The following is a 19,611-nucleotide window of genomic DNA, read 5'->3' as shown; positions in this document are numbered from 1 at the left end:
GATTCATAGGCATTTAATTAACCCTGCGGTATAATTAAGTGGTTGACATACCTAGATGGAAGGGAACGTGATGGAAATGAGGCCAAACCATAGACCGAAGAGCAAGAGGTGGCGCAGATTCTGCATATGGACCCTATGCATTTTAGTCATGGTGATTATAGCGGCTGGGGTCCTGCTGGACTCCCTCACCTATGAACCGCTGGATGAAGCGCAAGCGGTGTTTCAACATGATACCAAAATAACCATCGAACAACTTAAAGACGGTTATCGTTTCGAGCCAGCGGGCAGGGAGGTTATCCAGCCTGACATTATATTTTATCCGGGTGGTTTGGTGGAGCCCGAAAGTTATGCGCCTTTTGCCAAGAGAATGGCTGAGAAGGGGCACCGTGTGTATGTTGCATCCATGCCTTTGAATCTCGCCGTGTTCGGACAGAATAAGGCGGATGCGTTTATATCGGAGCATCCCGGCAACCGTTATGTCATTGGTGGGCATTCCTTAGGCGGGGTTTTTGCTGCCAGATATGCATCTGAACATGCGGATGTTATTGACGGTGTATATTTTATGGCCTCATATGCGGATGATGGAGGCAAGCTAAACGCATTGAAAATGTCCGCGCTTCAGATGACCGGTACGCAGGATGGTGTTCTTGATCGAACAAAATGGGAAGCTGCAAGAGAGAATCTGCCGGACGATACGACATACGTGGATATTGCGGGCGGCAATCACGGACAATTCGGTTCTTACGGTTTCCAGAAGGGAGACAATGAAGCTTCCTTAACCCCAGAAGAGCAGTTGATCGAAGTGACGGAGGCTATGGACATCTGGATACAGGCTATCGATTCGTTTCAACGCTGAAACTGAAATGTAACCCGATTGAAACTTCTACGTATATAGGTTATAAACATGGGTACATGTTAAACACTTAAAGAAGTTGAGGGATTCCATCATATGAATGTGGCGTATACAGATTATGCCGATACGGGATATCGGCGGGCTGAGCAGAAGGCAGCTCAGTATTTTGCATCACTTTATGTACAGGTCAAGGAAAAGAGTTATGTGCCGATCCTGACAGAAGACATTCTAATGTGGAAAAGGAAGCATATTCATCGTCCTTCATGGCTGTCTTTTTTATCGCCGAGTAAAAAGAAACCGGATACCCGGGATTATCATAGATATATCGGATGGCTCCATTATACCGGTGGATTGGAAGATTACTTGGATCGAAGCATTTCCTATATTTATATGAGAGATCTGGGTATGGCTCTGGACTCGTCTGACACGAAGGCCAGAATTCGGCGCGTTGTTGCCGATACCAAAAAACTTCTCCTTCGCTCCACCAGTGCGAATGGAGGGGACACGCCGGATTATATGAGTTTGGCCGGGCTGTACCGCTGGGCCCAGAAGGAAGGCATAGAAAATGCCGTGATTTGGGTCATTAACAAACTGAAGCATGTGGCGACCCATATTCCGGAGGAGATGGATGCGGAGCAAGCCCAGCGCAAATTGATCAAAATTATTGTTGGCGTTGTCCTGCATGTCATTGAAGATATGGGGGCTGAGACTCCGCCAGCAGAGCGTTCGGCTCGCCTTGATGATGCCATCCGATTGGGTTATTCTTACGGGTTGACCTATCCTTTTATAGACGATCTGCTCGATTCAGGCGTCTTGAACGCTCAAGAGAAGGAACAGTACTCCCAGATGATACGTCAGGCGCTACTCACTGGAACGGTACCAGAGCTTGGTCAGTGGAGCGGTAAGAACATGGATCTCGTTCATTTCGTTCATACGGAGCTTCGGGAGGCATTTGAGTATATTCAGGGGCACCAACGCCCGGAAACGCAGCATGCTTTTTTCGAGCAGTCTAATGTGTTTTTTCAATCTCAGCACATTGACCGCATTAAGGATCTCGCAAATCCCAATTACAGCAACGAGGAATTATATTTGCCGATCATCCTGAAATCATCGTCCTCCCGATTGATCGTCCGCTCCGTCATCAGCGCATCGGCCGACGAAGGCTTTGAGGACCGGACGTTCTTCTACGGTATCTACAACCAGTTGGCCGATGATTTTGCCGATATGTTTCAGGATATGGAGGACGGGGCGGTAACACCGTACACGTACTATTTAAAATATCGCGGTCAGCGTACGGATCTTATCAATCCGTTTGAACTGTACTGGGCGGTCATCTCTCATCTGATTCATGACGTGTATCATTCGGACGCCAAGACGCGAGAGGTGATGCTGGACCGGGCCATTAATGGCCTGAAGCGCTGCAAAGCACGTGTCGGGGCAGAAAAATATAATGAAATCATGGGTGTTTTTGCATCCGGAATCCCGGAGTTTAATCGGCTTATCCAGCAAATGGTTCGCAAAGCCGATCAGGTGGATTTCTTCGATAAATTGCTGCGGGACCAGATGATTTCGGTACTCCGAAACGAGCGGAAGGAAAAGGATTTTTTTATCGATACCTTCAAAACCGTTCGGAATGAGATCAACAACAGCTTGCAAATCGCGAAGTCCCCTGGCATTCCACCAATGAAAGAGTCGCTCATTGACGCCGCCAATTATACGCTCGAAGGGGATGGCAAGCGTCTAAGACCCATCTTGACTTGGGTCATGGGCGTGAACGAATACGGACTGCAAGCTTCCGCCATCGTGCCGCTGCTGAGATCGCTTGAATACATGCACACCGCTTCCTTGATTTTCGATGATTTGCCGTCCCAGGATAACGCCTCTACGCGTCGAGGACGACCGACGTTGCATCGGGTTCATGATAGCGCGACGGCGGAAATCACCGGCCTGTTCCTGATTCAGAAGGCCATCGAGGAACAATCGTCCCTAGAAGGGTTTGATCCGAAAACAGTGCTGAACCTGATTCAATATTCGTCCCAGCGAGCGGGTGACATGTGTGCGGGCCAGGCGATGGATTTGAATTCAAAAGGAAAGGCATTGTCCTTGGAGGAGTTGAATACGGTCTGTTATTACAAGACGGGCATTGCGTTCGAGGCATCTCTCGTTATGCCAGCCATCCTTGCTCAGGTGAAGGAGACCGAAATTGCGACACTGAAGAAATTCGCTTACCATGCGGGCATTGCCTTTCAGATCCAGGATGATTTGCTTGATGTGCAGGGGGATTTGGAGCAGCTCGGGAAACCCGGCGGGCAGGATGTGGAGAACAACACATCGACCTTTGTGAGCATTTTGGGTCAGGAAGGCGCCAGTCGGGAAATGTGGGAGCATTATTGCCTTGCCATGGAGGCGCTCCAGGAGGTACCGCGCAATACGGCGTTTCTCAAGCATTTATTAAATTACATGGTAAATCGAGAACGTTAAATTGCTATAACTAAATTGTTGAATGTAGAGAAAATATCCCGGGTGGAAGTGTTGGCGTGAATGCCAGCACTTTTTTTGTTCCGGCATTCGTTAAGGCCATGCGTGTTACAAGGATGGTTTGTGAAAGCAGCAATCCAGAAGAAATACCGCGTATTCCCAAAAGATATAGGGTCAAGACCATATGCCAAATCCGGAATTGTTGCTGCCATTACTCACAAGCTTTCTTCACAAGCAGTTTGAATGGAGGAGCAAAAAGGCATCCCACCCGGAATGCCTTTTTGCTACGGAATCAACGAACTGGGAAGCAACCCATTAAGGATCATTCGACAAATGAAAAACGAAGTAAAGAAGGGTTAGCAGGCCGGATTGGCGACTTATTCCTAAAATGACGCATTCCCGTCGGTTCGCCTCGATTCTACTGGGCCGTTAAAATCAGCGGTCCGTCCGGCGTGATGGCGATCGTATGCTCATATTGCGCCGACAGCTTGCCGTCGGCCGTTCTCGCCGTCCACTGATCGTCGTCAATCGTGATACGGAACGTACCTTCGTTAATCATCGGTTCAATCGTAAACACCATGCCTTCCTTTAACCGAATGCCTTTGCCGGCTACGCCGACATGCTCGTAGTTCGGCTCCTCGTGCAGGCTCCGCCCGATCCCGTGCGCTAGCAGATCGCGTACGACCGAGAACCCGTTCGCTTCCGCATGCTGTTGAATCGCCGACGTTATGTCGCCGAGCCGGCCTCCGGGGATTGCCCGGGCGATCCCCAGATCCAAGCATTCCTTTGCCACCTTCATGATTTTCTGCGCCTCCGGCCGGATATTGCCTACCGCATAGCACCAGCACGAATCGCCGAACCATCCGCCGTATTCCACGACGATGTCGAGCTTCAACAAGTCGCCATCCATCAGCGCCCGGTTCGAAGGAATGCCGTGGGCCACCACATCGTTGACCGAAGTGCAGGTTTCGGCGGGGAAACCGTTGTACCCTTTCGTAAACTGCTTGCCGCCCAGCTTGGTGATGTGTCTGGCTACAAAGTCATTGATTTCCCGGGTGGTGATCCCAGGCTCGATCAGTTTGGTCACCTCGCGGTAGCAGTCCGCAACAATTTGGCTCGCCGGCTTCATCTCTTCGATTTCTCTAGGTGATTTTAAAATGATCATCTTTGTATATTCGCTCCATTCTATAATTTTAAAAACCGGGCGATATCCCTGGCCTCCTCATGCAGCTTTCCGCGGCGGAGCGAAAGCGAGGCGCAGCCGACCAAGGCGGCCAGCAGCATTTCCGCTCGCAGTAGCAGCGGCGGCTCCGCCGCGTTTCCGCCAGAAGCGGCAGCCCCGTCCGCCGCACGGCCGGTTTCCAGCAGCGCGGCAAGCGGCGCGAGCACCTCCCGGCGAAAGGCGGCCGAGAGCGGGACCGAGCGCGCTTCAGGCAGCGAGGCAAAGCCCTCACCGGCCAGCTTAAACAGCAGGTACAGGGCGTGGTCCTCCGCCCAAAGCTGCAGCAGCCGGACGCCGGCGGCGGCGACGGGGGCAAGCTCTGCGGCAGCGGCCGTTTCACGGCTTCCGCCTCGGGAATCCGCGGCAGCCGGGTTCCCGGTGTCTACCGCAGCCGACAAGCCGAAATGCCCGCCCGCCGGCGCCTCCCCCGAAGCCGAAGCTCGCGGGATCTCCAGCGGAGCTTCTATCGCTGCCTCCAGCGGGGCCTCCAGCCATTCCCCGGCCCGATCCAACGCATCCCATAGCAGATCGTGGAGCAAATCGCCCTTATTGCTGTAATAATGGTATACCGTGCCATAGCCGAGTCCAGCCTGCACGGCCACATCGCGGATTTCCAGTAAAGGCCCTTTATTCAAAAACACATCGGCAGCGGCTTTCCGGATTTGCACCAGACGCCGCAGCCGGATTTCTTCGTTTTGTTCCTTCGTGCGTGGAGTCACCTCGTCCGTTCACCTCTTTTATTTTTGACCTACTCTTATGTCAATATAAAACATCGGCTTGTGAATAACAAGAGATTAGCTGAAGGATTTCCGGCTCAACCTAGAAATCGGTGCTTAACTAACGGGTTAGCCTCGAACCGGCGACCGGTTTGGAAACTTGCTACGCTAACGGTTGTCATAGCAACGCTTCTCATTTTTTGATAAAAAAGTACAGTTCTTCCGGCTTGGAATTTGATATGATGACCTCATGACCAATCCACATAGATAGGGGGCAAAAGTATTTGAAATGCAGAGCAGTGAAATCGTTCAACGCGCCATTGATTACATCGAACATCGTCTTACCGAATCGCTGACACTCGAGGAAATTGCCGGCGTGGCGGCCATGTCATTGCCCAATTTATACCGATTGTTTCATAGCCTGACGGGACACCCCATTAAGGAGTACATACGTAAACGCAGAATCAACGAAGCCGCCATCTGCTTGCGGGATACCGATTTGCCAACAATCGATATCGGATACCGCTGCGGATTTGAGTCCTACCCGACATTCATTAAAACCTTCAAGAGGCACACGGGACTGACACCAGGACAATAGCGGAGATCTCAGCTGGTTTATAGTTTCGAACGGATGAATCTGAATGAACATGTATGCTATTTAGAAGAGCGGCAGTTATCAGAACGATTTCCTGAAGTAAGGGTTATCCGTCTGAATTCTCAGCAAGGGATCGGCCATCTGTTTGTTTCCGAATTTGAGAATGGCATAGAAGTTGCTGCGATCGATCATTTTCGCGAACGATTGTCTTCACACCGCGTCGACCTCAATGGGCTGAGGCTCTTCGGTTGGAACGTGGACATGGAAGATGAAACCAAGCCATTCGGTTATCAGCTGCTCGCTGTTGACCTGATGAACCAGGTCGAGAATTTAAAGCATCGCGAACTATATTCCATAACTCATAACGGCGGTCTATATGCGGTGGCTCGAACGCCATCGGTGGCGGAAGACAGTATTCAAAACACCTGGAACCGTTTGTTCTCCGAATGGCTGCCCCGCAGCGTGTTTGAGCAAGGAAAGCATGAATTCATTGAAGAATATGTTCTGAACCGGGATCAAATCGTTCGCATGAAGCTTTATCTTCCGGTGGAACGAAGCAAGCTGGTGAAGCGTATCGAAATCGTGGAGCTGTCTTCGCTGAAGGTGATGCGTTTTCGAAGGACGGGTGTAGACTGCGTGAAACAAGCGGATGAAGATTCCATTTCCTGGTTATGCCGAAATGGATTGATTGATGATTCGCGAATTCGCGTGTTCATGCACTGTGACGGTGGACTGCTGGACGAAAGCTCTACCTACGAGGTTTATATCGCTCCTCCTAAGGAGTTCCTTCCTTCCCGTGAAGAAGTAGATCTACAAGTTGAGCTGGAAGGTGGACGGTATGCCTGTCTGGAGTCAGGTGCTTATGGCACAATGACGGGTGTACTTGAAAGAGTGGATCGGTGGCTCGATATGTCAACCGAGTATAGGCCAGATCCAGCGCGCTCTTGGTACGCGAGTTACTTACCTAAGGAAGAGGCGGATGACGGGATCATCAAAGTGAAGTGTTATGTTCCTGTTCAAATCATGTCATAGTCATAAGAATGGAGGGAGTTCATGAGCCGATTGCCTATCGAAAGAGTGCAGCCGGAAGGGTATCGTCCGTTTATGACACCCCGCGTGTTAAAAATGATACATGGAGGCAAAACAATGAACGAACAAATGCAGGATCGTCACAACCATGCTCTGGCTAGCCCGATTAAGAACAAAGTGGGCAGCATATTCATTCCGGTTCGGGATATCGAAAGATCGCGCAGCTGGTACTGCCGTGTACTCGGAATAGTGGAAGATGATTGCCAGGTTATGAATGGTCATCTATGCCCTTTACCGATGGAAGGAACGGGAGTGATCCTCGATACCATGCCGAAATGGGGAGGAGATCAGCCGGGGGGAGCACCCTCTATCGATACTCCTGCGTTCATGCTGCTGACAGAGGACCTGGAAGGATCTTTAGCATACATGCAAAAGCTCGGAGTGGAACTCGTGACGGAGATTGAACATAATCATTGGTTCGTCGTGAAGGATCCCGATGGAAACAAACTCATGATATGTCGTGAATAAGTCTGGATGAAATCATATGGCCCAAATAACCTGAATCTCCCTGCGAGAGTTCAGGTTATTCTTGTTCCGTCAGATGGAACTTTGATGTCCAACCGTCGGACCTGTCAATTGAATGGATCTACGATTTTGGAAATGCTTGCAGCCGGCTTTTTTTTGATAGGATAGGGATGCATAAATTACAGATTTTAAATGTAAAAAAATATAAATTAAGGTTGATCGTGGTATATAATGGTTCTATAATGGAAATGTAAGCGCATTATTTCATATGTTATATTCTTGAACAACAAGTGAATCTACCATCATAGATTGGTTGTACGGCAAACAATAGAGAACAGAAAGAGGGGTGATTCGAAGTTTCAGTAGACGGTTCGCGCAATGAACAGCTATGCAAATACACAAAGTGTCCATGAAGCCTAAATCCGATGAAAATTAGGAGGGAACATGATGCTAAGAAAAGGAATATGTGTAGTTCTACTGTTCAGTCTTCTGGTCGTTCTATTGCCTGTCAACAAAAGCAATGCCGCACCGAACTGGAATTTGGTATGGAGTGACGAGTTCAATGGAACCTCGCTCAACAGAGCCAATTGGACTCCGGAGATCGGTACCGGCAGCGGTGGATGGGGAAACAATGAGCTGCAATATTATACCGACCGGGCACAGAATGTGCAGGTTACTGGCGGAAATCTTGTCATCACGGCACAGAAGGAATCCTATGGCGGCATGAATTACACTTCTGCCCGGATCAAAACCCAAGACTTGAAGAGTTTTACTTACGGGAAAGTGGAGGCTCGGATCAAGCTGCCATCGGGTCAGGGCCTCTGGCCGGCGTTTTGGATGCTCGGAAGCAACATCAGCTCGGTTGGCTGGCCGAAAAGCGGAGAAATTGACATTATGGAACGGGTAAACCATAACCCTTACGTGAATGGTACCGTGCACTGGGATGCAGGAGGGCATGCCGAATTTGGACGAGTGTCCGGCAATTTGGATTTCTCCCAGTTCCATGTCTATAGCATCGAGTGGGACTCCAAATATATCCGTTGGTTCGTGGACGGTCAGCAGTTCAATGAATTCTATATTGAGAACGGAACCGGCAATACCGAGGAATTCCAGCGCCCGTTCTTTTTACTACTGAATTTGGCAGTAGGCGGAAATTGGCCGGGAAGTCCGAACAATTCCACGCCGTTCCCATCGCAGATGCTGGTGGATTATGTACGTGTGTATCAGGACACGGGTGCATCGAACGTTATTAGTGATGGGATTTACACGATTGCTTCCAAGGCGAGCGGGAAAGTGATGGATGTTGTGGATGTCTCCACGGCAAGCGGAGCCAAGATACAGCAGTGGACCAACTACGTCGCCAATAATCAAAGGTTCAGAGTAGAAAGCACCGGAGACGGATACTACAAGCTCACAGCCGTGCATAGCGGAAAAGTCCTCGATGTACCGAATTCGTCCACTTCCACTGGCGTTCAGCTGCAGCAATGGGACGATAATGGATCGAATGCGCAGCGTTGGAGGATCGTTGAGGTTGGCGGAGGGTATTACAAACTTGTGTCCAAAGTAAGCGGACTGGCAGTCGATGTAGCCAGTGCTTCCACAGCAGATGGGGCTGCTGTCCAACAGTGGACGGACAATGGTACGGATGCGCAGAAGTGGTTGTTCACCAAAATTAACTAAACTTGTACAAGCAGCTCCGTGAGGGGCTGCTTGTTTGGTTTGGGTGAAGGTTGACTTAGGGCTGCTCCGGCTGACGAGCTGCATGTCTGTCTTGGTATAATAATGGGAAAAATTCGGAGGAAATAAAAACGTGCAACCTATCCTTTTTACGAACGGTAATCTTTTTTCACCACATGCTGCTTCATTGGCGGATTCTATATATGTGGAAGACGGAATCATTCGTGCTATTGGAAGCTCAGCCGAGCTGCGCCTTCAGCTGGCGGATCGGCATTATCGAACGGTGGATTGGGATGGCGCCTGTGTATTACCTGGCCTGGTCGATGCGCATATGCATCTCGGTATGCATGGACTGAAGCTTGGCATGCTTGACTTCACCAAGGCGACTTCGAAGGAAGAGATGCTGGCTATGCTGCGGGCGAGGGTCGCGGTTACGCAGCCTGGCGAGTGGATCATGGGGTTGAACTGGAATGAACATAACTTTCCAGACCAGCGGATTCCGAACATGCAGGAACTCGACGACATGACAACGGAACATCCGGTCTATCTAACAAGGACCTGTTTCCATGCTTTCCTCGGTAATTCGGAAGCATTCCGAAGAGCGGGTATTACAGCGGATACGCCAGACCCGGATTCCGGCGCTTTCGGCCGGGATGCCGATGGGCGTTTAAACGGCTGCATCTACGAGAATGCATCGATACCTTTTGCCAGGGTTCAGCCGGAGCCTGAACCCTTCAGGCTGAAATTAGCGATGCTCGAGGCATGCCGTGATGCGCTTCGTTTAGGCCTTACGGCAGCTCATACGGAGGATCTCCGTCTACTGGGAAGTGCTGAAGCCATGTTGCGGATTCATAGAGAGCTGAGGGAGGAGGGACTGTACTTCCGTACCCATCAGCTGATGTTTCATGATTATCTTGATGAAATGAAGGAGCTTGGCCTCCAGGCAGGCAGCGGCAACGAATGGGACCGTATCGGAGCCGTTAAATTATTCGCGGACGGGGCCGTTGGCGGAAGAACGGCACTGCTGAAGGAACCCTACCATGATGCGCCTCATACCCGGGGGCTGGCTATGCATACTCCAGAGGAGTTAAGGGAGATTGTTGGCAGCGCGCGCAAAATGGGCTTTCCCGTTGCTTTTCATGCGATTGGGGACGGCGCGGCAGAGATGATGACGGATGTGCTTGAATTTTTACCATTAAGGAAGGCAGCGAAACTTCCGGACCGCTTTATCCATGCCCAAATTGTACACCCGGATACGGTTAAGCGAATGAGTAAGCAGAATTTGGCCGTTGACCTGCAGCCCCGATTTGTAGCCAGCGATTTCCCATGGGTGCTGGAGCGTGTAGGTCCTGATCGGACAAGCTATTTGTATGCATGGAAAAAGTGGCTGCGCTCCGGGCTGCCTTGTTCCGGCGGCAGCGATGCTCCTATCGAGCCGCTGAATCCACTGCTCGGGATTCATGCTGCAATCACGAGACGGAAGCCGGAAGAGACTCACGATGGATTTATGCCGGAGGAGAAGCTGAGCTTAACCGAAGCGATCGAATTGTTTACGCTTGGCGGCGCCAAGGCGGCGGGAGAAGCAGGGCAGCGGGGAACGATTGAATTAGGGAAATATGCTGATTTTACCGTTGTGGATCGTTGTTTGGAGGATGATATGGATCCGGATGAACTACTGAAGGCAAAGATCAGAATGACGATTGTCAATGGGGAAATCGGTTACATGCAGTAAATGATCCAATCGAGCAGTCCAGTAATGGACTTGCTCGATTTGTTTTTATGGTTGATTTTTAACGATGTCAAGGTGGGTTATTTCAGATATGATGGATAGGATGCCGCTGGATTTACATCAGGGTGAGATGTTAGAGGCAGAGTCGTTGATCGTTCACAGGCTGCAGGTGCTGCATGATTAAGCTGGATGTGAAGCTGAGTGCTGATCTTCACCCCCTCCGTTTTGCTGCGAGGAATGATGAACTGTAACTGTTCTCCGATCTCTACGCGCAATTGTTCCCATGGAGCAACGAGTATGAAGATGATTCCGTGACTGGCCGGATCCAACATGTTTTGGCATACGATCACCCGTTGTTGAATCCATACATATGATTAAGAACGAGAATGGAAATGGCGATACATCGGGAAATGGAACTCGAGGCACGGCGACTTCAGCCATAAAATGGTTCCGTAAAGCGTTGATAGGATAACAGCTCATGAAATCAGCCGAGTTTCCAGAAAATTTTATAAATAAGGTTTACCACCGAAATGGTTTTATATATAATAATCATAACAAATGCGATGAAGAGACGAGTAAATAAACGAATTCTTGTACAGAGAGCTCCGGCAGCTGAAAAGGGGCAAAGCGTTCTTTATTGAAAAAAGACTCAGAGCAGCACATGGAACCCTCATTGTGAGGAGGATGGTGTGCCAGGAGCTCCTGTTACAGAGCTAGAGTATCTGCATTACCGTGTAATGCCGTACTCGATGAGGCGAATATGGTGACATATTGGCAAATTTGGGGTGGTACCGCGAGTATAACAATCTCGTCCCTAAGACTTATGGTCTTGGGGGTGGGATTTTTTTGTTAAGAGATAAGAGTGTATAAACTTCAGAGGCTTGCCGTCCTTATGCCGCTAGAAAAATTTCAGCTGTATGCGGTCTGTCTTCTGAGAAAGTAAGTCGATAGCGTGATTCTTAAATCAAAAGAAATACGAAGCTTCTGGGTAGGAATCCTACACGGATCGCGCCGGATTGAATAGTTATCTAGAAGAAGCATATTTACTGCATGCTATTGTCCGTACGGTAGATCAGAGTCGATGTATGGGGAACATGACGCCACTATTGAAAGGATATGAGTAACGAATGTCAGAAAAGCTTAAAGTCGGTATTGTCGGTGGAACGGGTATGGTCGGTCAACGTTTTATGCAATTGCTGGATGGTCATCCATGGTTCGAAGTCACTTCCATTTCAGCCAGCAGAAATTCAGCCGGCAAAACGTATGAAGAATCCGTTCAGGGCCGTTGGAAACTTGCGACGCCAATTCCCGAGCAGGTGAAGGGCATTGTTGTGCAGGATGCTTCGCAAGTGGAACAAGTAGCAGCAGAGGTTGATTTTGTATTTTGCGCGGTGGATATGAAGAAGAATGAGATTCAGGCATTGGAAGAAGCCTACGCCAAAACGGGCACGCCCGTCATTTCCAATAACTCCGCTCATCGCTGGACGCCTGACGTTCCGATGGTCATTCCGGAAATTAATCCGGGGCATATTGACGTGATTGCCGCACAGCGCAAACGTCTGGGAACGACAACCGGATTCATTGCGGTAAAGCCGAATTGCTCCATTCAGAGTTATGTACCGGCGCTTCACGCCTTGCTTGATTACAAACCTACCCATGTCGTTGCCTCCACCTATCAGGCGATTTCGGGTGCCGGTAAGAACTTCACCGATTGGCCGGATATGCTGGACAATGTGATCCCGTATATCGGCGGGGAGGAAGAGAAGAGCGAACAGGAGCCGCTGCGCATCTGGGGCAGCGTTGTGAACGGTGAGATCGTGAAAGCCCAATCGCCATTGATTACGACGCAATGCATTCGCGTTCCCGTAACTGACGGCCACTTAGCCACCGTATTTGCATCGTTCGAGAACAAGCCTTCGAAGGATGAAATCCTGGACCGCTGGCAGCAGTTTAAAGGTAGACCGCAAGAACTGAATCTACCGAGTGCGCCTAAACAGTTCATAACGTATTTCGAAGAAGAGAATCGGCCGCAGACGAAGCTGGACCGTGACATCGAGCGCGGCATGGGCGTATCGGTGGGCAGATTGCGCGAGGACTCCCTCTACGATTACAAGTTCGTAGGACTCTCGCATAATACGCTGCGTGGCGCGGCAGGGGGAGCTGTTCTAATCGCCGAATTACTGAAAGCCGAAGGTTACATTCAAGCGAAATAATAAATATACTTGTTAGACAAAGGCGACTGCTCGGGTGCAGTCGCCTTTTTGTGGTCTTGTTCATGGTTCGTACATTGACGAAGTTTGTACTTATCGTTTATAGTGTTACTTTGTGCTTCATTGCACAGAAGCAAAGAAGCCGAAAAGCATAAAAGCGAAAAAGTGAATCATTCATAATCAAACGGACGGGAAGGATCTCCCGCCACGACCATGTATAAGGAGTCTTAGCACCATGGAACGACATCTCAGTTTCTCAAAAAGCATCATTCTTATCGCGTTTATACTGGCAGTACTGTTTGTCTCCATCTTTCTTTTTAAGGCAGAGCCGCATATTCCGCTCCTGGCAACGACCGTGGGCATCGCCACCTTGCTGCGGTTGTTCGGATTTTCCTGGAAGCAGCTCGAATCCGCGATCATTCAAGGCATCCAAACGGCGATTATGCCAATTCTCATCCTTTCACTCATCGGTATTCTGATTGCGGTATGGATGATGAGCGGTACCGTCCCGACCATTTTATACTATGGAATGGACTATATTGAACCTCATTATTTTGCGGTGAGCGCGTTGTATGTGACGATCGTGGTTTCGATGTTTACCGGAAGCTCCTTCACGACTGTCAGTACGGTTGGCGTTGCCTTCATGGGAATCGCCGTAACGACAGGGATTTCTCCGACACTGGCAGCAGGAGCGGTAATCTGCGGCGCTTGTTTCGGTGATAAAATGTCGCCGCTTTCCGACACAACGAATTTTGCTCCTGCGGTCGCGGGCATATCCTTATTCACCCATATAGGCAACATGATCTACACCACGGTGCCGGCCCTAATCGTGACAACGCTCTTTTTCCTGCTTGCACCAACCACGAATACCCTTGATTTATCATCGATAAATCAAATCAAAGCTGCTCTGAATGGCGGATTTCAAATTCATTGGCTAACGTTGATATCTCCGCTTGCGGTTATTGCCTGTTCCATCAAACGGATTCCGATTCTCCCGACGCTTATTGTCGGCATTGTTACCGGACTCATCGTAACGGCCTTCGTTCAGCAGCAGACGGCGATCGATGTCTGGTTCAGCGTCATGCAGAGCGGCTACAAGAGCACGATCGCCAACGAAACCGTTGCTTCCATCGTCAACCGCGGCGGATTACAATCGATGATGGGGTCTGTATCGCTGATCTTGATTGCTTTAGCCTTAGGAGGGCTGCTTCAGCATTGCGGCGTCATTGAAGCCTTCTTCCGCAAAGTCATGCAACCGCTGAAGCGGAAGAGCAGCATTGTCCTGATGACGGGGGCATCCTCGATTGCGGTCAACGGCATGACGGGCGAGCAATATTTATCGATCCTTTTGCCTGGTCAGATGTTCAAGGAAGAATACACCCGCAGAGATATTCCGGCGAAGACGTTGTCCCGTACATTGGAGGATTGCGGTACGCTTGTTAACCCATTGATTCCTTGGGGGGTTAGCGGTGCCTTCTTCGCAGCTACGCTTGGCGTACCGGTCATTGAGTATGCACCGTATGCAGCTTTCTTATGGTTAAGCCCGCTCTTCACGTTTGCCTATGCGTTGATCCCGCGATTGCAGCGGAATTCGCTGGGAAGGAAGATATAACGGTTACCCATTAAACCTAATCTCAATGTTGACCTTGCCTCCCGGATAGGGGGAGACAGGGTCTTTTTTTATTAAAGCGATTCATACCCAGCCTATTCTTGGATTTATCTGTTACGATGGAAAGTGATATGCAGCCAACTTCGTGGATTCAATTCTAAGGGAGGGGATATAAGCATGAACCATTGGATAGATAAAGAGCCAACGGCTGCGGCGCTGATGGAAATGCATGTCCGGGCAATGTTTACGCATGACCGCGATATGCGAATTCGCACCATCAACGAGCCTTGGCCGGGAGAGGAGCTTGCCCCCAGATTTTTCCTGGGTCGCACGATAGACGGTTCCGCGATCTGCCGGTTTCGTCATGATGTTCCCGAAAGAATTGCCGCCCAATTGAAGGCGCTGGTTGAAGATGAGCCGATCGTAAACGATGAGGTTCCGACGAAGCCTAAACATGTTGCCGCTTATATGAATCTCCTTCGTACTGAGCACTATACGAGCGGACCCTGTTACCGGATACCTGACAAAACAACACCGGCCAAACAGACGGTATGGATCACTCGAGAAAATATGAACGACTATTCGCTCACCGGTTTTGAATGGCTGATCCCGGAAATCGATTACGGCCAGCCTTGCGTTGCGCTCATTCATGAAAACAGGGTGGTGTCGGTTTGCCGGAGCGTTCGGATTACGGAAGGAGCACACGAAGCCGGGCTTGAGACGTTAGAGGAATTTCGCGGAAGAGGTTATGCGGCTGCCGTTGTTGCCGGATGGGCAATAGAGGTGCGTAAGAGAGGCGCGCTGCCGTTGTACAGCACTTCATGGGAGAATAACTCTTCCCGGAGAGTCGCAAGTAAATTAATATTATCCTATTACGGGGTTAACTTCACGATCAGATGAGATGCCCGGCAGCGTAGACTCCTTACTGTATGAAGCCATAAAGAAATCCCTCAAAAAAGTTGAGGGATGAAGTGAAGTACTCCATGATGATGTTTAATGATTAGCTCGAGCTGCCTCTTCTGTTCTTATAATAGCCATGGCCTTGGTTGCCATGCCTGTGCTTGTAATCAGACGAGGAACCTTTACGACGCGAATAGCCATGACTGCTGCTGTATTTTCTTCCATAATTCTTCGCGGAACTGCTGTAACGCTTACGGCCATGACTATGGGAAGTAGAGTGGAGAAGCTTGTTCATGATTTTTCTTAACATGTGAAAACATCCTCCTTTCTCGTTCGTAATCATTCCATATAATTTAATCGGATCGTAACATAAATGAAACCCCATAATCAAATTAAAGGCTGCCCTTCTTATCCGAGGGGTGGCTTCTTGTTTCAGCGAGCGACTGCAGCTCGTGCATGAACTCCAAAGAGCTTGAGTAAGGTTCACTCAATTGCAGCAAGCGTTTGATCATATGCTGCAGTCCCGTCGAGAGATGCAATTCTTCCTGCCAGCTTCGCTCCACGGCTGCGCCCCGATTGTGATCCGGTTCATAGGTGGAGTAGAGCATGAACAACATAAAGTGACCAATGTCCCGAAGATCCTCGCTTTCCTTCGAATCCTTAAATTGAACAGAGGACGCCGAGCTGCCTCGCTTGAACTTTTTCCGTACAGGTACTTGAAGCGGAGGGGGTTCACCGATCCTTCTCGCCAGGCCAAAATCAATAAGGTTGATCCTGTCATCCTTAAACAGTACGTTAGGAATCCGCAGATCAAGATGAACATAGCCTTGCTCGTGTAGGTATCGGACCAGCTTCAGAAGCTGCTGTGTGATCTCGATGCATTCGTCTTCTTCGTATTTCATGTTTTGTTCAAATATCAAATCTTCAAGCGTATCACCGTTCATATAAGACATGACCAGATAACGATCGCGGTTGTTCGTGAAAAAATCCCGATATGCCGGAATTTGCGGATGCTGAAGGGATCTTAATACCGCTGCCTCCCGATCCAGCAATTGTCTGGCATAATCGCCTTTGCTGGGTCGTGACTGTTTGACCGCCACCACATCGCCGCTCTGTTGATCCATGCATTTATACAGGATGCCGTAACTGCCTTCCCCTATCCTCTGTTGAACGGTGTAACGATTCCCCAGTATCGTATTTTCTTCAGCCGGGTAATCCCGCCAATTGTTTATAAAGGAGCTTAGGTATGAAAAAAAACGCATATCGATTCCAAATCTCTCCTTTTGGTCCCTCTAGTATGTTTATAGCAAGTGCGATCCCTTGTTATCGTACATTATATGCTTTTTGAATGGATTAGACGAATAGAGGGAATATCCTGCCGGATTAGGGTGAACCTCTGCTGGTCAATCGATATCCTCTCGATCTTTCCTATAATCTAGCGGAGATAAGCCGTTAAGTTGCCGGAACAGCTTCGAAAAATAATGGATAGAAGAGAAGCCGTGCTTCTCGGCGATCTCCGTGATGCTGAGGTCCATATTGCGCAGATCCTCCTTGGCCCGATTGATGCGGAACTGGTTAATGTATTGGGTTGGCGGTAAGCCTGTCGATCTTCTGAACAATTCGAAAAAATAACCTCTACTGACCCGAAGTTCCTCGTAATACGACTCCAATGGACGCAGCTTGCCGTGCAGGATATCCTGATCCAGTCGCTCCAGTAGTTTGTTCATTCTCTGATCGGGAATGGCTTCATCCTGCAATGCGAATGCAAGAAAATACTCGATGAATTGCAGGAACCGGCTTTGTGTCCTTACGCTGCGCATGTAGGTATGCTCATTCTCGAATTGGTTCCCGGTGTAGAATTTTTCAAAGAGGTCGCTCCATACGTTGATCTTCTCAACCCTCATGAGCTCGGGTATGGCATAGGGAAAAGAAGGGCCTACATAGGAAGGAATCAGCTGGGCAATGTCATAACAGATCACGCTGGGATGATCCGCCATAGCCCGGCGGTCCACATAGGACCAGTCGAAATAACAGCAGACATGTACCATGGGATCCTGGCTGTCCGCTATCCAATCATGCGGCTGTCCTGCCGGTATATAGACTAGGGAACCCGGGTCGGTATGGTATGTGCGGCCTCTGGTGCGAAGAATGCCCTTACCCTCGGTAATTAGATAAAGCGATGACGAATAGCAGTGCCGGTTGTTATTACTTTGACCTTTGGAAAAGGGATACCGTGTCGCATAAAACACATAGGGATGGAAGACGGCAAAATCCACGTATTTATTTCCACATCCTTATAAGATAAGATTCTATAAATATTCGCATGACGATTGTACAAAAGCCTGACGTTTATGTAAATACAGCGATCGTCACCATTGCTATACTAACACTGAATTCATTTCATGCATGAGGAGGGAATTAAGATGTTGGATTGTGAATGCCTGTTGACGGATGAACAAATCATTCAATTTATTACGAAGGGGTATGTGGTGCTTCACAACGAATTGCCGGATCAGCTTCATGCTGCCGTCAGGGATAAAATGAATGTTGTATTGCACGAGGAAGGAAATCCTGGCAATAACATCCTGCCCCGTGTGCCCGAGATTCAGCAGTTCTTCGAAACGCCGGTCGTTAAAGGGGCTTTGACGAGTGTACTCGGACCGGATTACTATATGCATCCGCATCGGCATTGCCATTACAATCAGCCGGGCGATCCGCTGCCGGGAGGCGGGCAGTGGCACAAAGACGGTTACTGGTCCAGCATGCGCAGCCACCGGCCTTGGTGGGCGATGATTTTTTATTACATGCAGGATATCACTGAGGAAATGGGACCGACCGCCATCATGCCCGGTACCGCATATTACGAAAAGTTTGTAGGCGATCAAGGCGAGACGCTGCTGCCGACCGGCAAAGCCGGAACGATGGTTCTGGTTCATTTTGATTTATGGCATAAAGCTTCGCTTAATGTCTCCGACATGGATCGTTACATGTTAAAGTTTCAATTCGTTCGATTGCATGCGCCGGAATCGCCGAGCTGGAATCATCAAGAGAAGGAGATGAGCCTTACGGGCGGAACACCTTACGTGCATTTGAATCTATGGAGAGATGTATGGAATTGGATGCGCGGCGAACCGGGTCAGGGGATTCCCACTGCAACGGGAGGCAAAGCTCAAATAGAGCAATTGGCAGAAGATCTAAAGTCTGAGGACGAGACCGTTCGCGCAAGGGCCGCGGATCAAGCTGGATTGCTAGGAGAAAAGGCCGCTTCGTTGGCTCCTGAACTGGCCCGAATGTTGAATGATAGGGAGCCGGTAGCTTTGAATGCCGGTTATGCGCTTGGCCAACTGGGCTCCGCCGGCATCGATGAATTGATACGCCTCATTTCCGAAGGAACAACGCAAATCGCAGAGAGAGCGGCTTACGGACTGCAAGGTGCCGGCGCTGGTGCCGTTCCAGGACTGCTTGCACTGCTGAAACACGCAAACGAGAAGCGCAGGGCGCTTGCTGCTTTCGCGTTGGGAGCGATGGTACCTTCGACGCATGAGGTTTCATCGGCATTGATCGCGTGCTTGCAGGACCCGAGCGATTGGGTTCGCCGAAATGCAGTCGAAGCGCTGGGCATGATGGGGAGCGAGGCAGGCGATGTGTGTCAGGCCTTGGCAAACGTATTGGAACAGTCGCTTCTGCAAGAGGGAAGTGGAACCGTGGAAACCGATGAAACGGACTTCAGCCAGCAGAGCTATATCCTAAATAAAATGGGATACACTGCGGCCTTGTCGTTGCTTCGTACCGCCAAGGCTCCTGATGTTCCCCTTATTATCCATTCGCTTGAGCAAGCGCTTCACAGCAAGGATCGTTATGTAAGGGCGTATGCCTTCGAAACGCTTACCCATCTGCGGACACCCGAAGCGATAGATGTCCTGATTCGATATTATCGACCGGCCAGATGGTGTCCGGACACAACGAAGGTGAGCACTTTCTGATATCCGAATTTGCCTTCCGAAGCCCTTCCCATTCCCAGCCGAAATGAGAGGGGCTTTTTGGAATGCCTAAAGCTCCGGCGCGATT

16 protein-coding genes and 1 other annotated feature are annotated in these 19,611 nt (G+C 49.7%); of the genes, 11 read left to right on the top strand and 5 right to left on the bottom strand.

Annotated features, from left to right (window positions below; all coding sequences use genetic code 11):
* Positions 1-148 precede the first annotated feature (148 nt).
* On the top strand, positions 149-856 hold the full coding sequence (locus ACETK5_RS14235; protein ID WP_394056374.1) for an alpha/beta hydrolase: 708 nt from the start codon (positions 149-151) through the stop codon (positions 854-856).
* Between the two features lie 93 nt (positions 857-949).
* Positions 950-3,334 carry a polyprenyl synthetase family protein gene (locus tag ACETK5_RS14230; RefSeq protein WP_394056372.1) on the top strand — a complete coding sequence of 795 codons (2,385 nt, stop codon included), beginning with the start codon at positions 950-952 and terminating at the stop codon, positions 3,332-3,334.
* A gap of 415 nt (positions 3,335-3,749) precedes the next feature.
* On the opposite strand, the gene map is transcribed toward ACETK5_RS14230, so the two are convergent.
* Entirely contained in the window at positions 3,750-4,496 is a 747-nt protein-coding gene (gene map, locus ACETK5_RS14225) for a type I methionyl aminopeptidase (RefSeq protein WP_394056370.1), read from the bottom strand.
* Positions 4,497-4,516: 20 nt separating this feature from the next.
* Positions 4,517-5,272, bottom strand: coding sequence for a TetR/AcrR family transcriptional regulator (locus ACETK5_RS14220; protein ID WP_394056368.1), 756 nt, complete (start codon positions 5,270-5,272; stop codon positions 4,517-4,519).
* A gap of 286 nt (positions 5,273-5,558) precedes the next feature.
* Between ACETK5_RS14220 and ACETK5_RS14215 the strand changes: the two genes are divergently transcribed.
* The 8 genes from ACETK5_RS14215 to aac(2')-IIb all read left to right on the top strand — a co-directional run bounded on the left by ACETK5_RS14215 (position 5,559) and on the right by aac(2')-IIb (position 15,543).
* The gene (locus tag ACETK5_RS14215; protein WP_394056367.1) at positions 5,559-5,867 is read left to right on the top strand and encodes a helix-turn-helix domain-containing protein; all 309 of its coding nucleotides are present in this window, start codon (positions 5,559-5,561) and stop codon (positions 5,865-5,867) included.
* A 33-nt stretch (positions 5,868-5,900) separates the two neighbouring features.
* On the top strand, positions 5,901-6,896 hold the full coding sequence (locus ACETK5_RS14210) for a GyrI-like domain-containing protein (protein WP_394056365.1): 996 nt from the start codon (positions 5,901-5,903) through the stop codon (positions 6,894-6,896).
* A 114-nt stretch (positions 6,897-7,010) separates the two neighbouring features.
* Positions 7,011-7,421 (top strand): VOC family protein, encoded by a 411-nt coding sequence (locus ACETK5_RS14205; RefSeq protein WP_394057440.1) that lies wholly within the window; start codon positions 7,011-7,013, stop codon positions 7,419-7,421.
* 441 nt (positions 7,422-7,862) lie between these two features.
* On the top strand, positions 7,863-9,098 hold the full coding sequence (locus ACETK5_RS14200; RefSeq protein ID WP_394056363.1) for an RICIN domain-containing protein: 1,236 nt from the start codon (positions 7,863-7,865) through the stop codon (positions 9,096-9,098).
* A gap of 130 nt (positions 9,099-9,228) precedes the next feature.
* Positions 9,229-10,827 carry an amidohydrolase gene (locus tag ACETK5_RS14195; protein WP_394056361.1) on the top strand — a complete coding sequence of 533 codons (1,599 nt, stop codon included), beginning with the start codon at positions 9,229-9,231 and terminating at the stop codon, positions 10,825-10,827.
* Positions 10,828-11,378: 551 nt separating this feature from the next.
* Positions 11,379-11,643 (top strand) — a binding site (T-box leader).
* 308 nt (positions 11,644-11,951) lie between these two features.
* Positions 11,952-13,037, top strand: coding sequence for an aspartate-semialdehyde dehydrogenase (gene asd, locus ACETK5_RS14190; RefSeq protein WP_100536778.1), 1,086 nt, complete (start codon positions 11,952-11,954; stop codon positions 13,035-13,037).
* Positions 13,038-13,269: 232 nt separating this feature from the next.
* Positions 13,270-14,646 carry a Na+/H+ antiporter NhaC gene (gene nhaC / locus ACETK5_RS14185; RefSeq protein WP_100536779.1) on the top strand — a complete coding sequence of 459 codons (1,377 nt, stop codon included), beginning with the start codon at positions 13,270-13,272 and terminating at the stop codon, positions 14,644-14,646.
* Between the two features lie 174 nt (positions 14,647-14,820).
* Complete coding sequence (gene aac(2')-IIb / locus ACETK5_RS14180; protein WP_326115272.1) at positions 14,821-15,543, top strand: kasugamycin N-acetyltransferase AAC(2')-IIb; 723 nt, start codon at positions 14,821-14,823, stop codon at positions 15,541-15,543.
* A 100-nt stretch (positions 15,544-15,643) separates the two neighbouring features.
* Here the strand turns inward: aac(2')-IIb and ACETK5_RS14175 are convergent, their stop codons facing one another.
* The 3 genes from ACETK5_RS14175 to ACETK5_RS14165 all read right to left on the bottom strand — a co-directional run bounded on the left by ACETK5_RS14175 (position 15,644) and on the right by ACETK5_RS14165 (position 17,819).
* A complete protein-coding gene (locus tag ACETK5_RS14175) occupies positions 15,644-15,853 on the bottom strand; it encodes a hypothetical protein (protein WP_100539335.1) in 210 nt (69 codons plus the stop codon).
* An 82-nt stretch (positions 15,854-15,935) separates the two neighbouring features.
* Complete coding sequence (locus tag ACETK5_RS14170; protein WP_394056358.1) at positions 15,936-16,667, bottom strand: protein kinase family protein; 732 nt, start codon at positions 16,665-16,667, stop codon at positions 15,936-15,938.
* Between the two features lie 279 nt (positions 16,668-16,946).
* Positions 16,947-17,819: a helix-turn-helix domain-containing protein gene (locus ACETK5_RS14165; protein ID WP_394056356.1), complete on the bottom strand. Its 873-nt coding sequence runs from the start codon at positions 17,817-17,819 to the stop codon at positions 16,947-16,949.
* 147 nt (positions 17,820-17,966) lie between these two features.
* On the opposite strand from ACETK5_RS14165, the gene ACETK5_RS14160 reads away from it, so the two are divergent.
* Positions 17,967-19,526: a HEAT repeat domain-containing protein gene (locus tag ACETK5_RS14160; protein WP_394056354.1), complete on the top strand. Its 1,560-nt coding sequence runs from the start codon at positions 17,967-17,969 to the stop codon at positions 19,524-19,526.
* Positions 19,527-19,611: the final 85 nt, after the last annotated feature.

It is taken from the genome of Paenibacillus ilasis, from assembly GCF_043195395.1.
Classification (GTDB): Bacteria; Bacillota; Bacilli; order Paenibacillales; family Paenibacillaceae; genus Paenibacillus_AQ; species Paenibacillus_AQ lautus.
This window is presented reverse-complemented; position numbering and strand designations above follow the sequence as displayed.

What these genes read in the sequence shown, in the direction of transcription:
- ACETK5_RS14235 (WP_394056374.1), top strand. Translation starts at nt 149, where the DNA reads ATGGTGATTATAGCGGCTGGGGTCCTGCTGGACTCCCTCACCTATGAA.
- ACETK5_RS14230 (WP_394056372.1), top strand. Translation starts at nt 950, where the DNA reads ATGAATGTGGCGTATACAGATTATGCCGATACGGGATATCGGCGGGCT.
- map (WP_394056370.1), bottom strand. Translation starts at nt 4,496, where the DNA reads ATGATCATTTTAAAATCACCTAGAGAAATCGAAGAGATGAAGCCGGCG.
- ACETK5_RS14215 (WP_394056367.1), top strand. Translation starts at nt 5,559, where the DNA reads ATGCAGAGCAGTGAAATCGTTCAACGCGCCATTGATTACATCGAACAT.
- ACETK5_RS14210 (WP_394056365.1), top strand. Translation starts at nt 5,901, where the DNA reads ATGAATCTGAATGAACATGTATGCTATTTAGAAGAGCGGCAGTTATCA.
- ACETK5_RS14205 (WP_394057440.1), top strand. Translation starts at nt 7,011, where the DNA reads ATGAACGAACAAATGCAGGATCGTCACAACCATGCTCTGGCTAGCCCG.
- ACETK5_RS14200 (WP_394056363.1), top strand. Translation starts at nt 7,863, where the DNA reads ATGATGCTAAGAAAAGGAATATGTGTAGTTCTACTGTTCAGTCTTCTG.
- asd (WP_100536778.1), top strand. Translation starts at nt 11,952, where the DNA reads ATGTCAGAAAAGCTTAAAGTCGGTATTGTCGGTGGAACGGGTATGGTC.
- nhaC (WP_100536779.1), top strand. Translation starts at nt 13,270, where the DNA reads ATGGAACGACATCTCAGTTTCTCAAAAAGCATCATTCTTATCGCGTTT.
- ACETK5_RS14175 (WP_100539335.1), bottom strand. Translation starts at nt 15,853, where the DNA reads ATGTTAAGAAAAATCATGAACAAGCTTCTCCACTCTACTTCCCATAGT.
- ACETK5_RS14170 (WP_394056358.1), bottom strand. Translation starts at nt 16,667, where the DNA reads ATGGATCAACAGAGCGGCGATGTGGTGGCGGTCAAACAGTCACGACCC.
- ACETK5_RS14160 (WP_394056354.1), top strand. Translation starts at nt 17,967, where the DNA reads ATGTTGGATTGTGAATGCCTGTTGACGGATGAACAAATCATTCAATTT.